Genomic DNA, 21,195 nt, shown 5'->3' with positions numbered 1-21,195 from the left:
GCCTTAATAGAATTATATTAAAAATTACCAAATTGTTTTAAATAAAAAATATTAAATGAAAAAAATAATTGTTATTTGTGTTTTGTTTTTAGGAATTATTATAAATGCCCAAAATAAACGTTTTGTATATGAATATAAGTTCGTTGTAGATTCCACGGCTAAAGATAAAGCTGAGCAGGAAATCATGTATTTGGATATTGCTAAAAAAGGATCGAAGTTTTATAGCAAAAAAATCTTTATCGCAGATTCAATAAGAGAAGATAGACTTGTAAAAGGCATACGGGATTTCAGTGGAATAGATTATGGAAAAATATCTTTTACCGTTGAAAAATCATATCCGGATTATAAAGTTTTATTTTTTAACCCATTTGAGGTGGATTATTATAAGGTGACTGACCAGAGAAAACTGGATTGGAAAATCCTTCCGGAAAAAGAAAAAATCGGTGAATTTAATACTCAGAAAGCAAAAACAGACTTTGCAGGAAGACAATGGACAGCCTGGTTTGTCCCTGATCTTCCTATTCAGGATGGGCCTTATAAATTTCACGGACTCCCGGGAATGATTATTAAAATAGAAGATAAAACCCAATCTCATTCTTTTGTGTTGAAGGGAATTACAAAAATTCCCGATAACCAGGAATGGAAAAGTGATTCGGAAAAGAAAATTTTAGGAAGCCTTGTTGAAGTTGATCCCGAACAGTATAAAAAACAGTTTATTGATCACCGAAATAATCCAAATAAAGAGATGCGCCAAAGGATGTCTGGGAATACTAAAGTAAATATCATAGATGAAAACGGAAAACCACTGGATCCTGAAAAATTATTTAGAGAACGAGAAAAGAAAGCAAAGGAAGAAAATGCAAAAAACAATAATGTTCTTGAGCTGTATTTACTCAAATAAAAAATCGCGAAACTTTCGGTTTCGCGATTTTTGTTTATTTAAACTTAAAAGAAAAATTCTATTAAGCTAATTTCTGAGAATCTGCAATAAACTGAGCCAATCCGTTGTCTGTTAAAGGGTGTTTTAATAAGCTCAAGATTGGAGGAAGTGGTGAAGTGATAACATCTGCACCAATTTTAGCACAATCAATAATATGCATTGAATGACGAATAGAAGCTGCTAAAATTTCAGTTTCATACATATAATTATCAAAAATCAATCTGATTTCCTGAATTAGGTTTAATCCGTCAGTTGAAATATCATCCAATCTTCCCAAGAAAGGAGAAACATATGTTGCACCTGCTTTTGCAGCCAAAAGAGCTTGTCCTGCAGAGAAAATCAAAGTACAGTTAGTTTTAATTCCTTTATCTGAAAAATATTTTAAAGCTTTGATTCCGTCCTTAATCATTGGGATTTTTACAACGATATTCGGGTGGATTGCTGCCAATTCTTCACCTTCTTTTATCATTTCTTCGTACGTTGTAGAAAGTACTTCAGCAGAAATATCTCCGTCTACAATTTCGCAGATTGCTTTATAATGATTTTTGATAGCTTCAGCTCCCTGAATACCTTCTTTTGCCATCAATGAAGGGTTTGTAGTTACTCCGTCAAGGATTCCTAGGTCTTTAGCTTCTTTGATTTGCTCTAAATTAGCAGTGTCAATAAAAAATTTCATTTCTTAATTAGATTTTTGTTTTGCAAAGATAATCATTCCATTTTGAGTGGAAAATTTAATTTTATGTAAGACCTTAAATCACTAAAACTTAGTTGCCAAATATGTAAATTTGTTTGTCATGAAAAACCAATTCACTGCTAAACTTGAAATTATTGGAATAAATCCGTTCGTTTTTGTTCCCGAAGAAATTTTGAACCAAATTTTTGAAACTTCAGGAAAGAAGAAGAGTCCTATTCCTGTGAAAGGGACTGTAAATGGTAAAAATTTTAAGCAAAACTTGATGAAATATTTAGGAGAATGGCGGTTGTATATTAATTTAACGATGCTAAAAAATTCTCCGCAAAGAATTGGCGAAATGATAGACGTTTTTGTTGAATTTGATGATTCAGACAGAACAATACCTGTTCATCCTCAGTTAGATAAAAGAATTAAAGAAAGTCCTATTGCTTTACAAAATTTTGAAAACCTGATTCCTTCCAGAAAAAAAGAACTCATTAGATATATTAATAATCTGAAATCTGAAGAAAGTATCAACCGAAATATTGAGAAAATTATCAGGCATTTGCATGGTGAAACCGATTTTTTCGGAAAGAGAATTAATTAAAAACAAAAAGTTCGGGAAAAATATTCCTGAACTTTTTGTTTTTTATGAATTTAAAGCCTCTTTAAGTTTTATTGCGTCTTGATTACTTGGGTCATATTCCAAAGATTTTGCAATGTGTTCTTTAGCTTTAGCTGGGTCGGTTTGTTGTTCTGTAAAGGCTAGGAAAAAATAAGCATAAGCTAGATTCTTCTTATTTTGTTCTATTTCTTCAGGCTTTACGGTAGCGATATATTTTTCATAGGCAATTTTTGCATTCGCATCATCTTTTGCAGATTGATATGCATAGGCTTGGCTATAATATGATGGAGCCCAATCTGGTAATAAAACGGAAATTTTCTTCCATGTTTCCACTGCATTTGTCCAATCAGATGCCTCCTGATAAGCTGTAGCTAATTTTGCTAATGCTTCGGTGTCATTTGGATTTGCCTCGATTTGTTTTTTTAGACTTTCAACAGCATTTCCTCCTGCCTGGCTTGTAGCAGCTGCGTTATTTGCACTGTCTGTCTGCGTAGTTTGGGCGCTTACTAAGCTTGCGCTTCCTACAAATAATAAACCTAAAAACAGATTTTTAACATTAACTTTAGTCATTTTCATATTCTTATATTTTTCAGATTGTAAGTTTTTTTGGATTCAAGAATAATTCCACAAAAAAATAAATTTTAGAACCTTTAAGTTTTTTTTGAAAATATTAACGGGGATAAATGTTTTTTTAGCTTTATTTTTGATTCATTGCTGTTTGAGTTATCTTTGTGACTCAACAGGTATTTAATCAATATTATAACTTTATGAATATCATATTAGCTTCAACATCCACGCTTTTCGGAGGAGAATATTTAGTCTATTTAAAAGAAGAATTAATCAAACTTTATGAAGGTATAGATGAAATCGTTTTCATTCCTTTCGCAAGACCAAGTGGTATTTCCTATGATGATTACACGGCAAAAGCACAATCTTTTTTCGATATAATCAATATAAAAGTGAAAGGACTTCAAGAATTTGATAATAAAATAGAGGCTTTAAACAATGCAAAAGGCTATTTTACAGGTGGAGGAAATACATTTTTATTAGTTAAAACCTTACATGAAGAAGGTTTAATGAATGTTTTGAAAAAAAATGTTGAAGAAGGGAAACCTTATTTGGGATGCAGTGCAGGAAGTAATATTGGCGGACAAAATATGAAAACAACGAACGATATGCCTATCGTATATCCTCCAAGTTTTGATTGTATGGGCTTGGTTCCTTTTAATATCAATCCTCATTATTTAGACCCAAATCCTGATTTGAAGCATAATGGAGAAACAAGAGAAACGAGAATCAAAGAATTTTTGACTCAAAATGAATTGAAAGTTGTAGGACTTCGCGAAGGAAACTGGATTAGAAGAATTGGAGATAAAATAACTGTCGAAGGCAAGGAATTAACGAGAATTTTCGAGAAAAATAAAGAGCCTTACGAAATTGAAGCTGGTTCTGAGCTTTAATTTTATTTATATTTGAATAGTTGGTCTAAAGTGAATTTGATATTACAAACAATAGTGCAATGAAAAAAACTTTCGCAGTTATCGTCTTTTCTACACAGATTTTTTTTGCTCAAAATATAGCTCAAAAATTGGATAAAGCAACCAAAGATTTAATGAACTCTTCAGGTGCTGTTTCTTCGAATTTATCGTTTTATGTTTCAGACGAAAGCGGAAATTTTATTTATGAATATCAAGGTAATAAAGGACTTTCCACAGCTTCTACACAAAAGATATTTACGGCTGCGGCAGCTTTGGAAACTTTAGGCAAAAATTATACTTATAAAACAATTTCGGGGTACTCAGGAACGATTTCTAATGGAAATCTAAACGGGAATCTTTTCATCTCGTCCAACGGAGATCCAACGTTGGGAAGCTGGCGTTATGAGGCATATAAACCCGAAAGTTTCAAAAAGAAACTCATTGACGCAGTTAAAAAATCAGGAATTACAAAAATTTCCGGTGATTTGGTTATTGATGATAGTTATTTTGATGCTCAGACAATTCCCGGAGGTTGGCCTTGGGATGATTTAGGGAATTATTATGGAGCAGGAGTTTGGGGTGTTAATTGGAGAGAAAATCAGTTTGATATCAATATTAACGGAACAAATTTTAAAGGTTTTTCTTATCCTTTAGAAAATGTAAAATGGATTAATGAACTAAAAGTAGGAGGAAGTTCAGACCAAAGTTTGATTTTCACAGCTCCATATTCTGATGTAGCATTAATTAACGGAACTTTACCTGCAGGAAAAACGATGACGGTTTCTGGTTCTACACCCAATCCGCCGTTGCAATTAGGTGTTGAAGTAAAGCAATGGCTACATGAATCTGGAATTGATTTTTCTGGAAAAGTGATTACCAATTCTCAATTGACAATTGATGGAAAACCAACTCTGGATTTTCCGAAGAATAATACAATTCTTACTTATGAATCTCCGACTTTGGACAAAATTGTGTACTGGTTTTTAAGAAAAAGTGTTAATCTTTATGGTGAAACTTTAATTAAAACTTTAGGAAAAGAAAAGAAAGGAAATTCGAGTTTCAAAAGTGGAGTCGCTTACCTTAAAGAATTCTGGAAGTCAAAAGGAATTAATGCAAATATGATAAATTTTGCTGACGGAAGCGGACTGTCACCACAAAATTATGCTTCGGCAAAAGCTGAAGTCCAAGCATTGCTGTATGCAAAAAAACAATCTTGGTTTGATGCTTATTATGACGGATTTCCTACTCAGGACAACGGAATGAAAATGAAAAGCGGAACCATGAGAGATACAAAATCCTACGCGGGTTATCATACTGCGAAAGATGGAAAAAAATATGTATTTTCAATCATTATTAATAATTATCAGGGAAGTGGAAGCAGTGAATTGCAGAAAATCCTGAATGTTTTAAAATAAATTATTTTGAGAAGAACCATTTTTTCCAAGCTCAATAACTGGATTATTTTTACACTAATGACCTTGGTGGTGGTTATTATTGTTGTAGCTTCTATGTTGCTTATTAATTATTTACGAAAAGAAGAGGTAAAAAGGGTAGATATTTTGGTAAGTACTTTGAAATTTCAACAGGAGGTTGCAACGCCAAGTTTTGAGGTTCAGGGTCTTATTCTTCAAATTAATAGCTCGAACACTTCAATTCCGGTAATTGTTTTGGATAAAGATGATAGACCTATTGCTCATAAAAATATTCCTAGTGAAATTGAAAAAGATGCATCAAAAATTACAGCACTAGCCAAAAAAATGTCTAAAAGTTATCCTGCAATTGAATTGAAATTTCCTGACGGAAATAATCAGTTTGTTTACTATGACAACTCTCAATTACTTAATAAATTACGATATTCTCCGTTTGTTTTAGGATTTTTTATTTTGTCTTATTTTCTTTTTTCATTTTGGTTTTTGCGAACAATTAAGAAAACAGACGAAGGCTATCTTTGGGCAGGTTTGGCAAAAGAGACAGCCCATCAAATCGGAACACCTTTGTCTTCGATGATCGGATGGATAGAAATTATGAAACTTGAAAATCCTGATTCTGAAGGCGTACATGAAATAGAAAAGGATATTGAAAGGCTGAGAACGATTTCTGAAAGATTCTCAAAAATTGGCTCAGTTCCTGAAGTAAATGATTTAAATTTTAATGAAACTATTCAGGAGAATTTTAATTATCTAAAAACGAGAATTTCCAAAAAAATTGATTTTACTTTAAACCTTCCAACTTATGACATTTTAGTTCCGCATAATAAAATTTTGATGAGCTGGGTTATCGAAAATTTGGTAAAAAATGCGGTGGATGCAATGAAGGGCGAAGGGATTTTGGTAATGTCTGTTTTTGAGCGAAATAAAAATATTTTAGTTGAGGTAAAAGATACAGGAAGCGGAATGACCAAGCAACAAGCCAGAAATGCTTTTAAACCGGGATATTCAACTAAAAAAAGAGGATGGGGATTGGGGTTGTCATTAGCAAAAAGAGTAGTTCAGGAATATCATAACGGAGACATTAAAATTTCTCAAACAGAAGTTGGAAAAGGAACCACTTTCAGAATTACCATCAAGAAAGCATAAGAATAGAATTTTAATATTAAAAAAAGCGAGGAAATTTCCTCGCTTTTCATTTATTTTTTACCTGTTAACCATTGGTCTTGCAGTTTTTGTTCCGCAGGAGTTGGATTAGATCTATATTGAAGTGTTTCAATGGTCATCTTATCCAAAACAGCTTTTCCTGAAAGGTTGACTTTATCCATTTTGTCCCCATTTTTTCTTAAAACAGTCAAAGTGATATTTTGCCCTTCTTTGATGCTTCTAGTATAAGCAATAAAATCCTGAATTTTTTGAATATCAATAGATTTTCCGTTTAAAGCAAGGATTTCATCTGTGATTTTGAAGCCAATGCTTTTTGAGAAAGACGATAAAGGTGAATTTTCATCAAAAACCAATGTTTTGTTCTTATCATTATACCCTGTTTGTTGAGGGTCTTTAATGAACCAGAAAAGTGGCGGAGTTTCTTGTTTCTGTACTTCTACACCTACCATATTTAGGTATTGTTCGTAAGGGGTAGCTTGGTTTCCAGCAATATATTTGTTGTAAAAATCTTTTACCTGAGGATATCCTGTAATAGTTACAAGTTCATCAATCAGTTTATCGTCTTTAAATGGTTTGTTTTCTCCGAACCTTTGAGATAATTTTCTTATCATATCACGATAGCCCATTTCTCCGTTGGAAAGTTTTCTCAGTTCAATATCAAGACACATTGCCAAAAGAGTTCCTTTCTCATATACATTTCTGTATTGGTCTTTGTAAGGTTCTTTCAGAACATTTTTACTCATTACTGTAAACGGCATTGTGTCGTCATAGTTTTTTGAGTTGGTAATTTTTTCGGTAATTCTCTGTAAGAATTCATCTTTATTAATCAACCCTTCCTGAATTTGGAATAAATTGGCAAAATATTCTGTTCCGCCTTCATACATCCAAAGATGTTGAGACATTTTAGGGTCTGCATAATCGAAATAATGAATTTCTTCAGAGTGGGTTTTCAGAGGGTTTACCGTATGGAAAAATTCATGAGAAACAACATCTGTAATAGTTTTGTCAATGGCATCTTTCGGCATCATTTCGGGTAAAACAACACTTGTGGATTCATGATGTTCTAATGCTCCGAAACCTTTTATCTGAGGTCCGTCTCCACCAGAAAGATACAGCATGATAGCATACTTCTTATTGGTATTCATATCTCCCAAAAATTTCTTTTGGGCAAGTACCATTTTTTCTAAATTTTCTTTAAAATCAGAAGCCTTATATTTTCCTGTCGGAGAATAAACTCCCAAAACCAAATCCATTCCTCCTGCATTGAAGGTGATATAATCCGGTTTGGTATACATCAAAGGAGAATCGGTAAGTTTAGCATAGTTTGCCAATGTATAAGTGTCTGTTGATTCAGATTTATCTTGGTCTACCAAAGCTGTAGTTCCATAAAAATCAGTCGGTTTTTGAACCACTAGTTGATAAGGAACATCCTGCATATTCTCAATATAACCTACAAAACCATGAGTATTGATAAGGTAAATTTTACCTTCTTCAATGTTTGTTCCTGAAGGTGAAAATACCGCTTTATGCTTTGAAGAATCCATTTCTTCATCGAAACTATCATTTACCAAATAGGTAACTTTAGTTAGGTTTTGAGCATTTTTTAATGAATACGTATTGTCGTTAACCTTGGTGAAAGTTAGTTCTTTACCTTTATTATCATAAAACTTGATGCCTTCTACAAATCTTCCGTAATCATCAACTGAATATGTTCCGGGAACTGTTTTAGGAAAATGGAATTTTACGTCTCCGGATTTCATTTTCGGAAATTCCATAGTAACAGCAACTTTATCGTCTTTTACATTGACTAAATCAATGGTCGTTTTTATTGACTGTGCATTAACCAAAAAAGCAGTTAAAACACCTAAGCTCAGTGCTAGTTTCTTCATTGAATTTTAATTTTATAGTTAAATAGTTGCTAGAAAATTGATTTTGTTACTTAATAATGTATTAAAGTTTTCTTAAAAAAACATAAAAAAGCAAAACCGAATTTCCGATTTTGCTCTTTATCTTTTAATTATTGAATGTTTTCATAATTAATATAATAAGACTTGTTGAACTCAACAGGTTTATTTGTTTTTAGTTTTACGATTTGCCATTTTTCCGTAGGATTAATGGTTTGTTCTCCCTCAATTCTTATAGGTAGTTTCAGATTCTTAATAACATTTGTATATCTGAATTTTAGTTCATTTCCTTTTTGAGAATATTCTAATGTCGGAATTTGTATTGTTCTTAAATACTGATTAAAAACACTCGAAAAATCTATTCCCGATTTTTTTGAAATATAATTTTCAAATTGTTGTGTTGTTACGGTTTGATGATAAAAGTCTTTATTTAAACCTCTTAAAATTTGTCTGAATTTTTCGTCATCATTAATTACCTGACGGATTGTGTGAAGCATACTTGCTCCTTTTGGATACATATCTCCGCTGCCTTCATTTCTTACACCATATTTACCGATAATTGGGACGTCGTTTTGTATATTTTCTCTGATACCCAAGGCATATTTATCAGCAGATTTTTTGTCCATGTATTTTTCGGTGAAAAGTACTTCGGAATACATGGTGAAACTTTCGTGAATCCACATATCAGCTTGATCTTTAGCTGTAATATTATTGGCAAACCACTCATGACCACTTTCATGGATAATGATATAATCCCAATTTAAACCAACTCCCGTTCCTGAAAGATCTCTTCCAAGATAGCCGTTTTGATAACCGTTTCCGTACGCAACATTGCTTTGATGTTCCATTCCTAAATAAGGAGAATCAACCAATTTATAAGAGTCTTCATAAAAAGGATATGGGCCAAACCAATATTCAAATGCAGAAAGCATAGGTTTTACCTGTTGAAACTGTTTTTTTGCTTTATCTAAATTGTAATCCAAAACCCAATAATCTAAATCGAGTTTACCTTTTTCTCCGTTGAAAGAGTCTTTAAAGTTGACATATTTCCCAATATTAGGGATAATAGAATAGGCATTGATAGGATTTTTTACTTCCCAAGTATAAACTGTTTTATTACCTTCTGCTTTTTTATCGATTAATTTTCCGTTTCCAACGCCGACCAAATCTTTTGGGGTAATGATTTTCATGATAATCCCATTTTCAGGTTCGTCACTCCAAATATCTTTTGTAGGAAGCCAGATTGAAGCTCCGATTCCTTCATCGGCAACACTCATCCACGGATTTCCTTTTTCATCCTGTGTGAAAACCCAACCTCCGTCCCAAGGTGCATTTTTAGCGATTGTAGGATTGCCCGAGTAGGTAACGTCAATAGAATATTTTTCTCCTTTTTTGAAGTTTTTATTGGTTTTTATCCAAATGAAATCACCGCCTTGTTTGTATTCAATAATCGGGAAACCTGCTTCTACTTTGTCAGCTTTCATTGGTTGCTGCAAATCTATCTGAAATGTAGGGTTCGTAATGTCTTTTATAATTTCAAAGCTAATTTTGTTGTTTCCTTTAATGCTTTTTTGTTCAAAATCGGGCTCAACTGATAAATCATACTTCTTAACGTCCCAAAAATTTCGGAATGGTGTATTGGAACCTTTTAAAGTATCTTGTTTTGTAAAAACTTTATCTTTTTCGAAGAATTGACCAAAAGCAATTCCTGATACCAACAAAAGTGTGAATGGCAGTTTTTTCATTTGAAATTAAATTAATCAATCCAAAAATAGAAAATTTAATGCCAAGTAAAAGGGTTTATTTATAAAAAGGTAAAAATGTGAAAGATAGAATAGTGTTGTTTTTAAGAAAGAAAAGAAAAAATCCATTTTCCAAAATTATCATAACAATGAGGCAAAAATAAGTAGAAAACTAAGATTGGAAAATGGATTATATATTTATCAGACAGACTGTTTATTAATTAATTCAGCTCCGAAAATATCAGCGAAATGTTTTTTAATTTTAGATTTTATATCTTCCATTTCATCATGAGTTAAATCTCTTTCAAGTTCTCTTTTCAAAGAGGTTACCTGTTTGTCTTTGATACCACAAGGAATGATGTATTCAAAATATCGCATATCTGTATTCACATTCAACGCAAAACCGTGTAAAGTTACCCAGCGTGAAGCTTTTACTCCCATTGCGCAGATTTTTCTTGCGTAAGGTTTTCCTACATCCAGCCAAACTCCTGTTTCACCTTGAGAGCGTTCTCCTTTTAAGCCGTATTCAGCGATTGTTCTTATAATAACTTCCTCAAGATTTCTCATGTATAAATGAATGTCTGTGAAGAAATTTTCAAGATCTAAAATAGGATAACCAACGATTTGCCCATAACCGTGATAAGTAATATCTCCGCCACGATTTACTTTTACGAAAGTGGCTTCTATTTCCTTTAGCTTATCCATTCCGGCAAGCATATTTTCTTCGTGACCGCTTTTTCCCAATGTATAAACATGCGGATGTTCTACTAAAAGAAAATGGTTTGGTGTTGTAATATGTTGTTCAGTTGGTAAATCTCTGTTTTTAATTTTAAGGTCAATGATATCTTTCATCAGTTTTTCCTGATAATCCCAAGCGGGTTGATATTCTTTGATGCCTAAATCTTCAAATTCTACTACTTTATTTTGAATTGTATTCATATCATTTTTTGAATATACAAATTTAGTGATTTTTAGTTTTTTTAGATGTATAATATTTTTGAAGGTTTTAAACTGTTTTGTACAGCTAAATACGTTTCCTTATCTTTATTGTTTGTAGGTTTAATTATGAAAAAAATATCCTTTCTGTTACTGTTTTTTATTGGGTTTATTAATGCCCAAAAACTGACTTCAGATGAAATTTCCCTTATTAATAAAGGAGATATAAATTCTGCACTACCAATTTATCAGACGACTGATGAGAATCAGCATTTAACTTTACTGAATATATCGTCTGAGATAGACCCGCTTGACGTTAATACAGCAATTTTGGTGGAAAGAATGAAACTGTCTTTACTTTCTACTGATGGTGGAGTAGGAATTGCTGCTCCTCAGGTTGGAATTAACAGAAAGGTAATCTGGGTTCAACGTTTTGATAAAGAAGGAAAACCCTTGGAATATTTTATAAATCCTGTGATTATCTGGAAATCTGAATTACAGAATCTTGGTCCTGAAGGAGATTTGTCTATTCCTGATTTTAGGGAACAATTTTACAGAAGTAAAGTGATTCAACTTGAATATTTTGACTTAAAAGGGCAAAAACATTCTGAAATAGTAGAAGGTTTCACCGCTGTAATTTTTCAGCATGAAATCGATCATCTTTTCGGAATCTTAATTTCTGATAAAAAAGAAAAAGAGAAAAATGAATCTTATCTAAAAATAGATGCTTTTCAGAAAGTAAATGCCAATAAATAGAGTAAAATTGTTAGTTTTTGAATAAAAAAATGCTGCCTGAAAAGGCAGCCATTTTTTTATTTAATATCGTTAATCTGTTTGATGATATTAGTGTTGTTCTCAATACCAATATTATATGTTTTTCCTTTTTTATAGCTCAGATTAAGTTTTTCCAATAAAGAAGAATAATTAGGATCTTTTTTTGATACATAGAAAACCTGTTGACTTATCCCGATTGATATTCGTAAAAATTTTTCAGGATGATCAGGATCGTCAATAATCTGACTGATAGTTGAATTTTTGTACCAAGTTAGGTTTTGTGACTGTGAACTACCAAAACAAGAAGATGTCATCATAAATATCAATATATAGATCCAAGTTTTCATAATATTTTAAACTATAAAATTAAATAGACAGCTTCTGCAATTTACGTATAATATGCTGCAGAAGCTGTTTTAGATTATTAAGATGTTGTTATTCCTCCGCAATGAGATGTATCTGGAGCTGGAGATGGTGAACATCCTGAAAGTGATGAAAATGTGGTAAGTGTACAGTTGGTATTAATATAACTGTTATCATAAATATAAGATGCAGAAGGACTTCTGTAATATACATTCCCTGATGTATTAGCATAAGAAGAAACTGATGCAGAACCACATGAGGTGTTTGTACATGCATTTCTCCAAGCTGTATCTGTTACAGGACCACTTGGAAATAAAGAAGGGTCAAAAATTCTTTTTTCAACAACTCCTGAAGCATTTTTATAACTTACTAAAATGGCAACATGATATCCCCAAGATACACAACATGAACCATTAGTAGCTTTTAGGTTTCCATAAACGAACTGTTTTTCGCAATCGTAACCGTTATTAACCAAAATTTGTCTCATTTTGTGTGCTCTTGCATAGCAGCCGTCCACAGGATATCTGAACGTAATGCATGGTGATGAAGCCGTTGAGGTTCCACAAGCCTGGTTTTTGATCAAAGTAAACATATTATTCAGAGTTGTAACATTTGGAAGAACGCTTGTCAATTTATTTAGTTTATCTGTTTTTTCTTCCTTGGTAAGAATAGATTTAAAATATTGTTTACTTTCTTCGTTGCCTCTTTCTACTTTTGCTATTTTATTAGAATTTGGTTTTAAATATACACGTATAGGAGATTCGTTCTGAATGGCTTCCTTAATAATACTGATGTATTCATCATTTTCTTTGCCAGGCTTAATTTCATAAAACTGAGCACTGATAATGAACGAAACCTTCATCGTACCGTTTTCTTCCCTAATGTCTACAGGAATTGTATTTCCGTAGTCTTTTAAAGCTGCATCTTTAATTAATGTGCTTTCATTTTCGTTTAAATCTTGATTCGCATTTGAATCTGAACAGGAATTAAATGACAACATAGTCACAAATACCATTACTGATAAAAGTAGTTTTTTCATTGTTTTAATTTTTTTAATTATTCACTGATTGGTGATATTAAAATTAAATAAAAATATTTAAAGTGAGAAATATTTTTAATAAAAATTTTAATTTATTGAAAAAATAAAATTTCGCAAGATTCGGATTTTTTAGGAGAGAACCAATGACAATCTTTGTAATACTAATTTAAAAAAGAAAATAATGCAAAGATTTAAGAACAAATTTGCACTCATTACAGGTGGTACTAATGGAATGGGCTTAGCAACGGCTCAACAATACATTAATGAAGGAGGAAGTGTTATCATTACAGGAAGAAGTGATGAAACGGTAAATAAAGCCCTGAAAATATTAAGAAAAAATGCTTTTGGAATTGTTTCAAATGCGGGAAGTATGAAAGATCTACTGAATTTGCAGAATGAAGTCAAAAAATATACTTCAACTATTGATTTTGTTTTTGCCAATGCAGGATATGGAAAATTTGAGTCTATTGAAAGTGTTGATGAAAACCAATTCGATGAACTTTTTAATATGTTGGTTAAAGGATCTTTTTTTACGGTTCAGCAAATGTTACCTTTTATGAAAAGCGGAAGTTCCGTTATTTTTAATACATCAATTGCAACGGAGATTACGATGTCTAATTTTTCCATTTATTCAGCGGCAAAATCTGCTGTACAATCTTTTATCAAGACTTTTGTAGCGGAACTTACAGCAAGAGGAATCCGTGTGAATGGAATCAGTCCGGGACACATCAAAACCAATATTTTTAACAATACAGGTTTGAATGCTGAACAAGTTGAAGGTGCTATTAAGCAAATTATTTCGACGATACCTTTTAAAAGACAGGGAGAACCTTCTGAAATTGCCAATGCAGTCCTTTTTTTGGCATCAGATGAAGCATCTTATATTCATGGTGCAGAACTGAAAGTGGATGCAGGAATTTCGGTGATAAGGTAGATAGAAACCCCATCAAATGATGGGGTTGTATATTCTTTTGAATATAATAAATTATGTGATTTTACACTTTTACAGAATGTATAAAATCAATAGCTTTGGTTTTCCAATCTTTGTTTTGCAGTAAAATATTCACAAAAGCAGTTCCGATGATTCCGCCGTCTGCTTTTTCTGTTACACTTTCAAAATCTTCCTTAGATTTTATTCCAAAACCTATCATAACAGGATTTTTAAGTTTTAGTGAAGCTAGTCTTGAAAGATAATTTTCATTTTTTAATACAGCGTTTTCATTTCCTGTTGTAGAAGAAGAACTTACGGCGTATAAAAATCCTGAACTTAAAGAATCTAAATATAAAATTCTTTCATCAGAGGTTTCAGGAGTTACCAAAAAAGTGAAGTTAAGATTATATTTAGCTAAAATAGGGTGGTAGTTATTTTCAAATTCAACAGGAGGAAGGTCTGGAATAATCAAACCTGAAATTCCACTTTCCGAACATTCTTTACAGAAGTTTTCAAATCCGAAACTAAGAACAGGGTTGATGTACCCCATCAAAATTAAAGGAATTTTTATCTGATTTTTAATAGACTTTAATTGAGAAAATAATTTTGAAATCGTCATTCCGTTTTTCAGAGCCAACTCATGAGCCTGTTGAATTACAGGACCGTCTGCAACCGGGTCGGAATAAGGCATTCCTATTTCAATCATATCTGCTCCAGAATCCTGAATAAGCTGTATGATGTCTGTTGTATTTTCTAATTCCGGAATTCCTGCGGTGAAATATATGTTGAGTTTTTTCATTATTTTAAAAGGATTTTTGATATTTTAATTTTTCATTTCTCTTAAATACGTTTCCATGTCTTTATCGCCTCTTCCGCTTAAACAAATGACAATAACATCATTTTCCTCAAATTTCTTTTTATCTAAAACAGCTAAAGCGTGAGAACTTTCCAACGCAGGAATTATTCCTTCTAATTTTGTAAGCTCAAAAGCCGACTGTAAAGCTTCATCATCATTGATACTGAAAAATTCTGCACGTTTTGCTTTAAATAAATTGGCATGAAAAGGACCTATTCCCGGGTAATCCAAACCTGCGGAAATGGAATGGGGTTCTATAACCTGACCATCATTGGTTTGCATAACCAAACTTTTGCTTCCGTGTAAAACGCCTAAAGTTCCTAAAAAAGTTGTAGCAGCAGATTTCCCTGAATCTATACCTAATCCTCCCGCTTCGGCTGCTATGATTTTTACATTTTCTTCATTTACAAAATGATAAAAAGTTCCTGCTGCATTGCTTCCGCCACCTACACAAGCGATGACATAATCAGGATTTTCTCTACCGATTTGCTCGTTAAGTTGTTCTTTGATTTCTTTAGAAATTATACTTTGAAATCTGGCTACCAAATCTGGAAACGGATGAGGGCCAACTACGCTACCGATGACATAATGTGTGGTTACAGGATTATTTATCCAGTCTCTTAATGCTTCATTTACGGCATCTTTCAGTGTTTTTGAACCTGAAGTTGCAGGAACAACTTTTGCTCCCAACATTTTCATTCTTGCTACATTCGGAGCTTGTCTTTTGATATCTATTTCACCCATATAAACAATGCATTCTAAACCTAGTAAAGCACATGCTGTCGCAGTTGCAACACCGTGTTGTCCTGCCCCTGTTTCTGCAATAATTCGGTTTTTACCAAGACGTTTTGCCAATAAAACCTGTCCTAAAGCATTGTTGATTTTGTGTGCTCCGGTATGATTTAGGTCTTCTCTTTTTAGATAAATTTGAGTATTATATTTTTTGCTTATGTTTTTTGCAAAATATAATGGGGTAGAGCGACCAACGTAATTTTTTAATAAATCTTGATATTCTTTTTGAAAACTTTCAGACTCAATAATTTCAAGATAATTTTTTTGTAACTCTTCTACATTCGGATAGAGCATTTCGGGGATGAAAGCTCCTCCAAATTCTCCATAATATCCGTGTTCATCAGGGTTTCTATAATTCATTTTGTAATTTGTTTATAAATTGAATATTGTGTTCAAATTGTTGTTTTGTTATCTGTTTGTTTTTGAATAGCATTTGCAGTTTTATCGTTAAATCAACTAAAATGTTTAAGTCTAGCTTTGAGTTATACATTTCAACTGCTATTTCCAGACTATCGATTAAAAAATAGGGGTCAAATTTTTCGTACACACAAAATATTTTGCAGTAAGCGGCTCCCAAATCATGCTGTATACTTGCTTTAACATTGTTGTCAAGGAATTTATCGGCAATTATTACCAAGTGATAGCTGTTCCAAAATTTTACGGTTTTGAAAAAATATCGGAAATCATCTTGGTTAAAATCTTTAAGTATATTGATGAATTCGCCTAATATATTACTGAGTTCCCAATGTTCGGCATCACCATCATTTTTAGAAACAAATTGGTGTAATTTTTCAATTTTCTCATTTTCAAACTTTAATGGAAAAAAGGTATTATTTACAGATTTGCTTATTGATTTTAAACTAAGCTGATTTAGAAGATTTATTTTTTTCGAATAATATTTTTTCATTGTCTTTTTTTGAAAGTGACCTACGTCATCTTTAGATTTTTAATTCTGTTTAAATCTTTTATTCCTGGCTCGATTTCGAATTTTGAGTTAATATCTATGGCGAAAGGTTTTTGTTTTAGTGCTTCAATTTTATTGATGTTTTCCTCTGAGATTCCGCCACTCAAAAAGTAGGGAAGTGGCAGACTGATTTCATTTAAAATTTGCCAGTCAAACTGTTTTCCTGTACCCCCAAAATCTTTTGAATCTGTATCAAATAATAAGTATTCAATATCATTTTTGATTACCTGAATAGTATTATTAAGCCTATTTATAAACTCTTCTTTTGTAGTAATAACGTCAAAATTTCCAATTCTTATTACTTTGATGATTTTAATTTCAGAATGTATCCTTTTTCTTAATTCTGAAATATATTTTTCATCTTCATCTCCATGTAATTGTATATAATTTAAACTTGATTTTGCAATGATTTCAATAATTTCCTCTAAATTTTCATTTACAAAAACTCCGACTTTTCCATCATGTTGAATTTTTGAAATTTCATCTAAACTCAAATGGTTCAATGCATATCTGAGCGATTTTTCATAGAAAATAAAGCCTAAAAAGTCTGTATTCATAGAAATTAATTCATGAATCTGATTGGGCTTTGTTAAACCACAAACTTTGAGTTTTTGCAATTGATTTCCCATTATATTGTGTTTGAGATAAACTCTTCAAAAGCTTTATCAGGATTTTTATTTTTCATGAAATATTCACCCATCAAAAAACCGTCAAAACCTTGCTCTGTTAAATATTTAAAATTTTCAATACTGTAAATTCCGCTTTCAGCGATTGATAAAACACCTTTTGGAAGCTGATTTTTTAATTGAACCGAATGTTGTAAATCAACTTTGAAATCTTTTAAATTTCTATTGTTAATTCCCACTAAATCAATTTCTAGGTTAAAATGGTTAAGCTCTTCTTCTGTATGAATTTCCAATAAAACTTCCATTCCTAATTCATGGGCAAGAGCTGTAAATTCCTGAACCTGTTGATGTGAAAGACAGGAAGCAATCAACAAGACGACATCAGCTCCGATGCTTTTTGCTTCATAAAACTGATATTCATCTACCATGAAATCTTTTCTTAGAATAGGAATGTTTATATGATTTCTTACATTAAGAATATCTTCAAAGTTTCCACCAAAAAAATCTTTATCGGTAAGAATTGAAATACCACTTGCTCCAAAATTTTCGTAAGCTGAAACTACTTCTAAAGGGGAAGATTGGTTATTAATAATTCCTTTTGAAGGTGATTTTCTTTTAAACTCCGCAATGATTCCGTTTTTATCTTTAATGTTTTGTTTTAAAGAAAATTTTTCTTTTCCAAAAAATTCAGAATCTTTTAATTGTTGGATAGAGATATGGGACTTTGCAACGGAAATTTCTTCTTTTTTTCTCTGTATAATGCTGTCAAGTATGTTCATTGTATTTTTTATTTGAATTGTCATTTCGAACGAAATGATAATTGGAAAGTTTATTATTTCAAAAGCAACTCAAGAGATTGTAATGCTTTGCCTCCAAACAAGCTATCTTTAGCCATTGAAATACAATCTTCATAGTTTCCGAATTTGTTTGTATAATGCAGAGCAACCGCAGCGTTGACCAAAACCACAGAATTTTGTTGTTTTGTGCCTTTTCCTTCAAGAATATTTCTGAAAATATTTGCAGTTTCTTGAGCTGTTTTACCGGATTTTATATTTTCAGGACTCACATAGTCAAAGCCTAAATCTTCTGCAGAATAAATTTCCTCACCTTTTTTTGTAATAATTTTGGTATCATGAGTTAAACTTATTTCATCATATCCATCCATTCCATGAACGAGAATAAAATCGTTTTTATCTTTTTGTAAGAGATATTGATAAATTCGGGCAATTTCTAAATTGTATACTCCAATCATTGAGTATTTTGAGTTTGCAGGGTTTACCAAGGGACCCAACAAATTGAAAAATGTTCTTAAGCCTAAAGCTCTGCGTAAAGTTCCGACTGATTGGAGTGCCGGATGAAAATAAGGAGCATGTAGAAAGCAAATGTTTGCTCTTTCCAAATCTTCGTTTAGCTCATCCGAATTGTTTTTAAACTGATAGCCCAATTCTTCCAAAATATTGGAAGAGCCAATTGTGGTTGAAGCTCCATAGTTACCATGTTTTGTTACTTTTTGTCCGGCTCCGGCTATTACAAAACTTGCTAACGTTGAGATATTGATGGTGTTTTTTCCGTCACCACCCGTTCCTACAATGTCTATAGCATCACTAGTGTCTAAATTTACAGGAACTGCCATCTGTAATAGGGCTTCTCGAAAACCCTCAAGCTCTTTCAATGTGATGTCTCGCATCAAGAAAATACTTGTAAAAGCAGTGACTTCCGTTGAATTGAATTTATTTTGAGCAATTTCAATCATAATAGCTTTAGCCTCAGATTTTGATAATGTATTATGATTAAATAAGTATTGTAAGATTTCTTTCATTTGTGGAGATTTTGGTGTTGAAATAATTTCTGTTGTTTTCAATTTAAAAGAAAGTTTTTGATAATAGTTTCTCCATCAGGTGTTAAAATACTTTCCGGATGGAACTGAACGCCGTGTACATCGTATTTTTTGTGTTGTAAAGCCATGATCATTCCGTCTTTATCAACTGCTGTAATTTCCAATTCATCAGGGAAATTTTTAGGATTTACTGCCCAACTATGATATCGTCCGACTTCCAGACCGCTTGAAAGATTTTTGAAAAGTTTCGTGTCATTTTTTACTAATTCTGCGGAAGTTGCAACTCCGTGAAAAATTTCAGAAAGATTAATAAGGCTTCCTCCAAAGGCTTCAGCAATGGCTTGTTGGCCAAGACAAACACCAAGAATACTTTTAGTAGAAGTATATTTTTTAATTACATCTAATAATATACCTGCTTCTTCAGGTATTCCAGGACCGGGAGAAAGAATAATTTTATCGTATTTTTCGATTTCTTCTAATGTTATTTCATCATTTCTTACAACATCAACTTTTTTATTGAGAATTCTTTCTATGATTTGTACAAGATTGTAGGTGAAACTGTCATAATTATCAAATACTAGAATGTTTGTGTCAGTTTTTATATTGTTGCTCATTTTTTTCAATTTTAATAATTAATTTTCAGATAGTTTTTCAGCTTTTTCAACGGCTTTTTTGAGGGCGTTTAGTTTATTATTAACTTCCTGCAATTCATTTTCAGGATTTGATTTTGCCACCAAACCAGCTCCAGCCTGATAATATAATGTATTGTTTTTGCTTAAGAAAGTTCGAATCATAATTGCCTGATTGCAAGTTCCGTTTAGCCCAATCATTCCTATGCATCCGCCATAATAACCTCTGGAATCTTTTTCATATTGATTAATAAGTTCCAAAGCTCTGTATTTAGGAGCTCCGCTTAAAGTTCCTTGCGGGAAAGTAGCTGCAACGACTTCGAGAGGGTTTATTTTTTCAGGCAAATCTGCCGTAACTTCACTTACCATGTGAATGACATGAGAGAAAAGTTGTATTTCTTTGAGCTTTGTTACCGTCACATTTTTTCCTAATTTTCCTAAATCATTTCTTGCCAAATCTACCAACATGGTATGTTCTGCATTTTCTTTCGGGTCGGTTTTTAATTCTTCAATTGATTGTAAATCTGTATCAAAATTTCCTGTTCTTTTGAAAGTTCCTGCAATAGGATGTATGATAGCTTTGTTGTTTTTGATAATTAGCTGACTTTCAGGACTTGAACCGAATAATCTGTAATTTCCATAATCAAAGAAGAATAAATAGGGTGAAGGATTGATATTTCTCAATGCACGATATACATTGAATTCATCTCCTGTGAATTTTTGCTGAAACCTTCTGCTCAAAACCAATTGAAAAACATCTCCTCTCATACAATGTTTTTGAGCTGTTTTTACTAATTCTATATATTCATCATCTGTGATGTTTGAGGTCTCTTTTTCGTTTTTTTCAAAAGGATATACGACAGATGTTTTATTCTTGATGAGATTTTCTAATAAATATAATTCAGATTTTATGCCCTCTATTTGATTTTCGATGATATGCATTTCATCGTTGTAATGATTGAGTGCAATTACATATTGATATAATCTGTAACGAAGAATTGGGATTTCAACTTCAGTGCTTTGAGGTTTGAATTTTATGTTTTCAAAAAACTGAACGGCCTCAAAACTTGTATATCCGAAAAGACTTTGTGCAGTTTCTTCTATAGGATCATTGGTTTTTTCACATTGAAAAATATTAGAAAAATGTTCAAAAATATCTGATATTTTGTGATCCATTATAAATTGCTTTACAGGTTCGGCTTTAGGCATTTTGATTTCAAATTCATTCAGGTTTTTGATTTCAATTCCTGCAATAGCGTTTATGGCGATGAAGGAGAAATTGTTATCAATGTTTTTTGAATCCGAACTTTCCAAGAGAATGGTATCTCTGAATTTGTCACGAACCTGCAAATAAATATTCATTGGAGTTTGAAGATCTCCCAATGTTTTTTTTGAAATAGTTTTAATTTTTATCTTCTTATTGAACATTTGTAATTTTATTTTTTGTGATTTTTAAATAAAAAAAGACTTCAACGGTATTCGTCAAAGTCTC

22 protein-coding genes are annotated in these 21,195 nt (G+C 32.1%); 7 read left to right on the top strand and 15 right to left on the bottom strand.

Annotated features, from left to right (window positions below; all coding sequences use genetic code 11):
- Positions 1 to 55: 55 nt before the first annotated feature.
- Positions 56 to 901 carry a GLPGLI family protein gene (locus tag OH806_RS07370; protein WP_264743039.1) on the top strand — a complete coding sequence of 282 codons (846 nt, stop codon included), beginning with the start codon at positions 56 to 58 and terminating at the stop codon, positions 899 to 901.
- Positions 902 to 962: 61 nt separating this feature from the next.
- On the opposite strand, the gene fsa is transcribed toward OH806_RS07370, so the two are convergent.
- On the bottom strand, positions 963 to 1,616 hold the full coding sequence (gene fsa / locus OH806_RS07365) for a fructose-6-phosphate aldolase (RefSeq protein ID WP_264743038.1): 654 nt from the start codon (positions 1,614 to 1,616) through the stop codon (positions 963 to 965).
- Between the two features lie 118 nt (positions 1,617 to 1,734).
- Between fsa and OH806_RS07360 the strand changes: the two genes are divergently transcribed.
- Positions 1,735 to 2,220 (top strand): YdeI/OmpD-associated family protein, encoded by a 486-nt coding sequence (locus tag OH806_RS07360; RefSeq protein ID WP_264743037.1) that lies wholly within the window; start codon positions 1,735 to 1,737, stop codon positions 2,218 to 2,220.
- A 42-nt stretch (positions 2,221 to 2,262) separates the two neighbouring features.
- Here the strand turns inward: OH806_RS07360 and OH806_RS07355 are convergent, their stop codons facing one another.
- Positions 2,263 to 2,814, bottom strand: a complete 552-nt coding sequence (locus tag OH806_RS07355) for a tetratricopeptide repeat protein (RefSeq protein ID WP_264743036.1) — start codon at positions 2,812 to 2,814, stop codon at positions 2,263 to 2,265.
- A gap of 191 nt (positions 2,815 to 3,005) precedes the next feature.
- Between OH806_RS07355 and pepE the strand changes: the two genes are divergently transcribed.
- Genes pepE through OH806_RS07340 form a run of 3 tightly spaced genes read left to right on the top strand, consistent with a single transcriptional unit; the run spans position 3,006 to position 6,292 of the window.
- Entirely contained in the window at positions 3,006 to 3,698 is a 693-nt protein-coding gene (gene pepE / locus OH806_RS07350; protein WP_264743035.1) for a dipeptidase PepE, read from the top strand.
- A gap of 59 nt (positions 3,699 to 3,757) precedes the next feature.
- The gene (gene dacB / locus OH806_RS07345) at positions 3,758 to 5,131 is read left to right on the top strand and encodes a D-alanyl-D-alanine carboxypeptidase/D-alanyl-D-alanine endopeptidase (protein WP_264743034.1); all 1,374 of its coding nucleotides are present in this window, start codon (positions 3,758 to 3,760) and stop codon (positions 5,129 to 5,131) included.
- A 3-nt stretch (positions 5,132 to 5,134) separates the two neighbouring features.
- Entirely contained in the window at positions 5,135 to 6,292 is a 1,158-nt protein-coding gene (locus OH806_RS07340) for a sensor histidine kinase (RefSeq protein WP_264743467.1), read from the top strand.
- A 50-nt stretch (positions 6,293 to 6,342) separates the two neighbouring features.
- Here the strand turns inward: OH806_RS07340 and OH806_RS07335 are convergent, their stop codons facing one another.
- The 3 genes from OH806_RS07335 to lipB form a co-directional block, all read right to left on the bottom strand.
- On the bottom strand, positions 6,343 to 8,199 hold the full coding sequence (locus OH806_RS07335) for a M61 family metallopeptidase (protein ID WP_264743033.1): 1,857 nt from the start codon (positions 8,197 to 8,199) through the stop codon (positions 6,343 to 6,345).
- 128 nt (positions 8,200 to 8,327) lie between these two features.
- Positions 8,328 to 9,959: a M1 family metallopeptidase gene (locus tag OH806_RS07330; RefSeq protein WP_264743032.1), complete on the bottom strand. Its 1,632-nt coding sequence runs from the start codon at positions 9,957 to 9,959 to the stop codon at positions 8,328 to 8,330.
- 198 nt (positions 9,960 to 10,157) lie between these two features.
- A complete protein-coding gene (gene lipB / locus OH806_RS07325; protein ID WP_264743031.1) occupies positions 10,158 to 10,895 on the bottom strand; it encodes a lipoyl(octanoyl) transferase LipB in 738 nt (245 codons plus the stop codon).
- Between the two features lie 126 nt (positions 10,896 to 11,021).
- On the opposite strand from lipB, the gene OH806_RS07320 reads away from it, so the two are divergent.
- Complete coding sequence (locus tag OH806_RS07320) at positions 11,022 to 11,648, top strand: peptide deformylase (protein WP_264743030.1); 627 nt, start codon at positions 11,022 to 11,024, stop codon at positions 11,646 to 11,648.
- 56 nt (positions 11,649 to 11,704) lie between these two features.
- On the opposite strand, the gene OH806_RS07315 is transcribed toward OH806_RS07320, so the two are convergent.
- Both OH806_RS07315 and OH806_RS07310 read right to left on the bottom strand, forming a co-directional pair.
- Positions 11,705 to 12,013, bottom strand: coding sequence for a hypothetical protein (locus OH806_RS07315; RefSeq protein WP_264743029.1), 309 nt, complete (start codon positions 12,011 to 12,013; stop codon positions 11,705 to 11,707).
- 77 nt (positions 12,014 to 12,090) lie between these two features.
- Entirely contained in the window at positions 12,091 to 13,068 is a 978-nt protein-coding gene (locus OH806_RS07310) for a protein-glutamine glutaminase (RefSeq protein WP_264743028.1), read from the bottom strand.
- 181 nt (positions 13,069 to 13,249) lie between these two features.
- On the opposite strand from OH806_RS07310, the gene OH806_RS07305 reads away from it, so the two are divergent.
- Positions 13,250 to 14,002, top strand: a complete 753-nt coding sequence (locus tag OH806_RS07305; RefSeq protein WP_264743027.1) for an SDR family oxidoreductase — start codon at positions 13,250 to 13,252, stop codon at positions 14,000 to 14,002.
- A gap of 61 nt (positions 14,003 to 14,063) precedes the next feature.
- Here OH806_RS07305 and trpA read toward each other — a convergent pair whose 3' ends face one another.
- From trpA to OH806_RS07265, 8 genes are read right to left on the bottom strand one after another with little or no spacing between them, the layout of a single operon-like run.
- Positions 14,064 to 14,798 carry a tryptophan synthase subunit alpha gene (gene trpA / locus OH806_RS07300; protein WP_264743026.1) on the bottom strand — a complete coding sequence of 245 codons (735 nt, stop codon included), beginning with the start codon at positions 14,796 to 14,798 and terminating at the stop codon, positions 14,064 to 14,066.
- A 24-nt stretch (positions 14,799 to 14,822) separates the two neighbouring features.
- Positions 14,823 to 16,007, bottom strand: coding sequence for a tryptophan synthase subunit beta (gene trpB, locus OH806_RS07295; protein ID WP_264743025.1), 1,185 nt, complete (start codon positions 16,005 to 16,007; stop codon positions 14,823 to 14,825).
- Positions 15,997 to 16,554, bottom strand: a complete 558-nt coding sequence (locus OH806_RS07290; RefSeq protein WP_264743024.1) for a hypothetical protein — start codon at positions 16,552 to 16,554, stop codon at positions 15,997 to 15,999. The genes trpB and OH806_RS07290 overlap by 11 nt, the downstream gene beginning before the upstream one ends.
- Before the next feature lie 20 nt (positions 16,555 to 16,574).
- Entirely contained in the window at positions 16,575 to 17,240 is a 666-nt protein-coding gene (locus tag OH806_RS07285) for a phosphoribosylanthranilate isomerase (RefSeq protein ID WP_264743023.1), read from the bottom strand.
- Positions 17,240 to 18,016, bottom strand: a complete 777-nt coding sequence (gene trpC, locus OH806_RS07280; RefSeq protein WP_264743022.1) for an indole-3-glycerol phosphate synthase TrpC — start codon at positions 18,014 to 18,016, stop codon at positions 17,240 to 17,242. Before trpC ends, OH806_RS07285 begins: the two co-directional genes overlap by 1 nt.
- Before the next feature lie 53 nt (positions 18,017 to 18,069).
- On the bottom strand, positions 18,070 to 19,056 hold the full coding sequence (gene trpD, locus OH806_RS07275) for an anthranilate phosphoribosyltransferase (RefSeq protein ID WP_264743466.1): 987 nt from the start codon (positions 19,054 to 19,056) through the stop codon (positions 18,070 to 18,072).
- A 38-nt stretch (positions 19,057 to 19,094) separates the two neighbouring features.
- Positions 19,095 to 19,688: an anthranilate synthase component II gene (locus OH806_RS07270; protein ID WP_264743021.1), complete on the bottom strand. Its 594-nt coding sequence runs from the start codon at positions 19,686 to 19,688 to the stop codon at positions 19,095 to 19,097.
- Between the two features lie 18 nt (positions 19,689 to 19,706).
- Entirely contained in the window at positions 19,707 to 21,131 is a 1,425-nt protein-coding gene (locus OH806_RS07265) for an anthranilate synthase component I family protein (RefSeq protein WP_264743020.1), read from the bottom strand.
- Positions 21,132 to 21,195: the final 64 nt, after the last annotated feature.

This window comes from Chryseobacterium oryctis (assembly GCF_025971925.1).
GTDB classification, from domain to species: Bacteria; Bacteroidota; Bacteroidia; order Flavobacteriales; family Weeksellaceae; genus Chryseobacterium; species Chryseobacterium oryctis.
Note: the sequence above shows the minus strand (reverse complement) of the source record. Positions and strands in the feature narration are given on the sequence as shown.

Bases quoted from the DNA above. Each gene is read 5' to 3' on its own strand.
- OH806_RS07370 (WP_264743039.1), top strand. From the start codon at position 56: ATGAAAAAAATAATTGTTATTTGTGTTTTGTTTTTAGGAATTATTATA.
- fsa (WP_264743038.1), bottom strand. From the start codon at position 1,616: ATGAAATTTTTTATTGACACTGCTAATTTAGAGCAAATCAAAGAAGCT.
- OH806_RS07360 (WP_264743037.1), top strand. From the start codon at position 1,735: ATGAAAAACCAATTCACTGCTAAACTTGAAATTATTGGAATAAATCCG.
- OH806_RS07355 (WP_264743036.1), bottom strand. From the start codon at position 2,814: ATGAAAATGACTAAAGTTAATGTTAAAAATCTGTTTTTAGGTTTATTA.
- pepE (WP_264743035.1), top strand. From the start codon at position 3,006: ATGAATATCATATTAGCTTCAACATCCACGCTTTTCGGAGGAGAATAT.
- dacB (WP_264743034.1), top strand. From the start codon at position 3,758: ATGAAAAAAACTTTCGCAGTTATCGTCTTTTCTACACAGATTTTTTTT.
- OH806_RS07335 (WP_264743033.1), bottom strand. From the start codon at position 8,199: ATGAAGAAACTAGCACTGAGCTTAGGTGTTTTAACTGCTTTTTTGGTT.
- OH806_RS07330 (WP_264743032.1), bottom strand. From the start codon at position 9,959: ATGAAAAAACTGCCATTCACACTTTTGTTGGTATCAGGAATTGCTTTT.
- lipB (WP_264743031.1), bottom strand. From the start codon at position 10,895: ATGAATACAATTCAAAATAAAGTAGTAGAATTTGAAGATTTAGGCATC.
- OH806_RS07320 (WP_264743030.1), top strand. From the start codon at position 11,022: ATGAAAAAAATATCCTTTCTGTTACTGTTTTTTATTGGGTTTATTAAT.
- OH806_RS07315 (WP_264743029.1), bottom strand. From the start codon at position 12,013: ATGAAAACTTGGATCTATATATTGATATTTATGATGACATCTTCTTGT.
- OH806_RS07310 (WP_264743028.1), bottom strand. From the start codon at position 13,068: ATGAAAAAACTACTTTTATCAGTAATGGTATTTGTGACTATGTTGTCA.
- OH806_RS07305 (WP_264743027.1), top strand. From the start codon at position 13,250: ATGCAAAGATTTAAGAACAAATTTGCACTCATTACAGGTGGTACTAAT.
- trpA (WP_264743026.1), bottom strand. From the start codon at position 14,798: ATGAAAAAACTCAACATATATTTCACCGCAGGAATTCCGGAATTAGAA.
- trpB (WP_264743025.1), bottom strand. From the start codon at position 16,007: ATGAATTATAGAAACCCTGATGAACACGGATATTATGGAGAATTTGGA.
- OH806_RS07290 (WP_264743024.1), bottom strand. From the start codon at position 16,554: ATGAAAAAATATTATTCGAAAAAAATAAATCTTCTAAATCAGCTTAGT.
- OH806_RS07285 (WP_264743023.1), bottom strand. From the start codon at position 17,240: ATGGGAAATCAATTGCAAAAACTCAAAGTTTGTGGTTTAACAAAGCCC.
- trpC (WP_264743022.1), bottom strand. From the start codon at position 18,016: ATGAACATACTTGACAGCATTATACAGAGAAAAAAAGAAGAAATTTCC.
- trpD (WP_264743466.1), bottom strand. From the start codon at position 19,056: ATGAAAGAAATCTTACAATACTTATTTAATCATAATACATTATCAAAA.
- OH806_RS07270 (WP_264743021.1), bottom strand. From the start codon at position 19,688: ATGAGCAACAATATAAAAACTGACACAAACATTCTAGTATTTGATAAT.
- OH806_RS07265 (WP_264743020.1), bottom strand. From the start codon at position 21,131: ATGTTCAATAAGAAGATAAAAATTAAAACTATTTCAAAAAAAACATTG.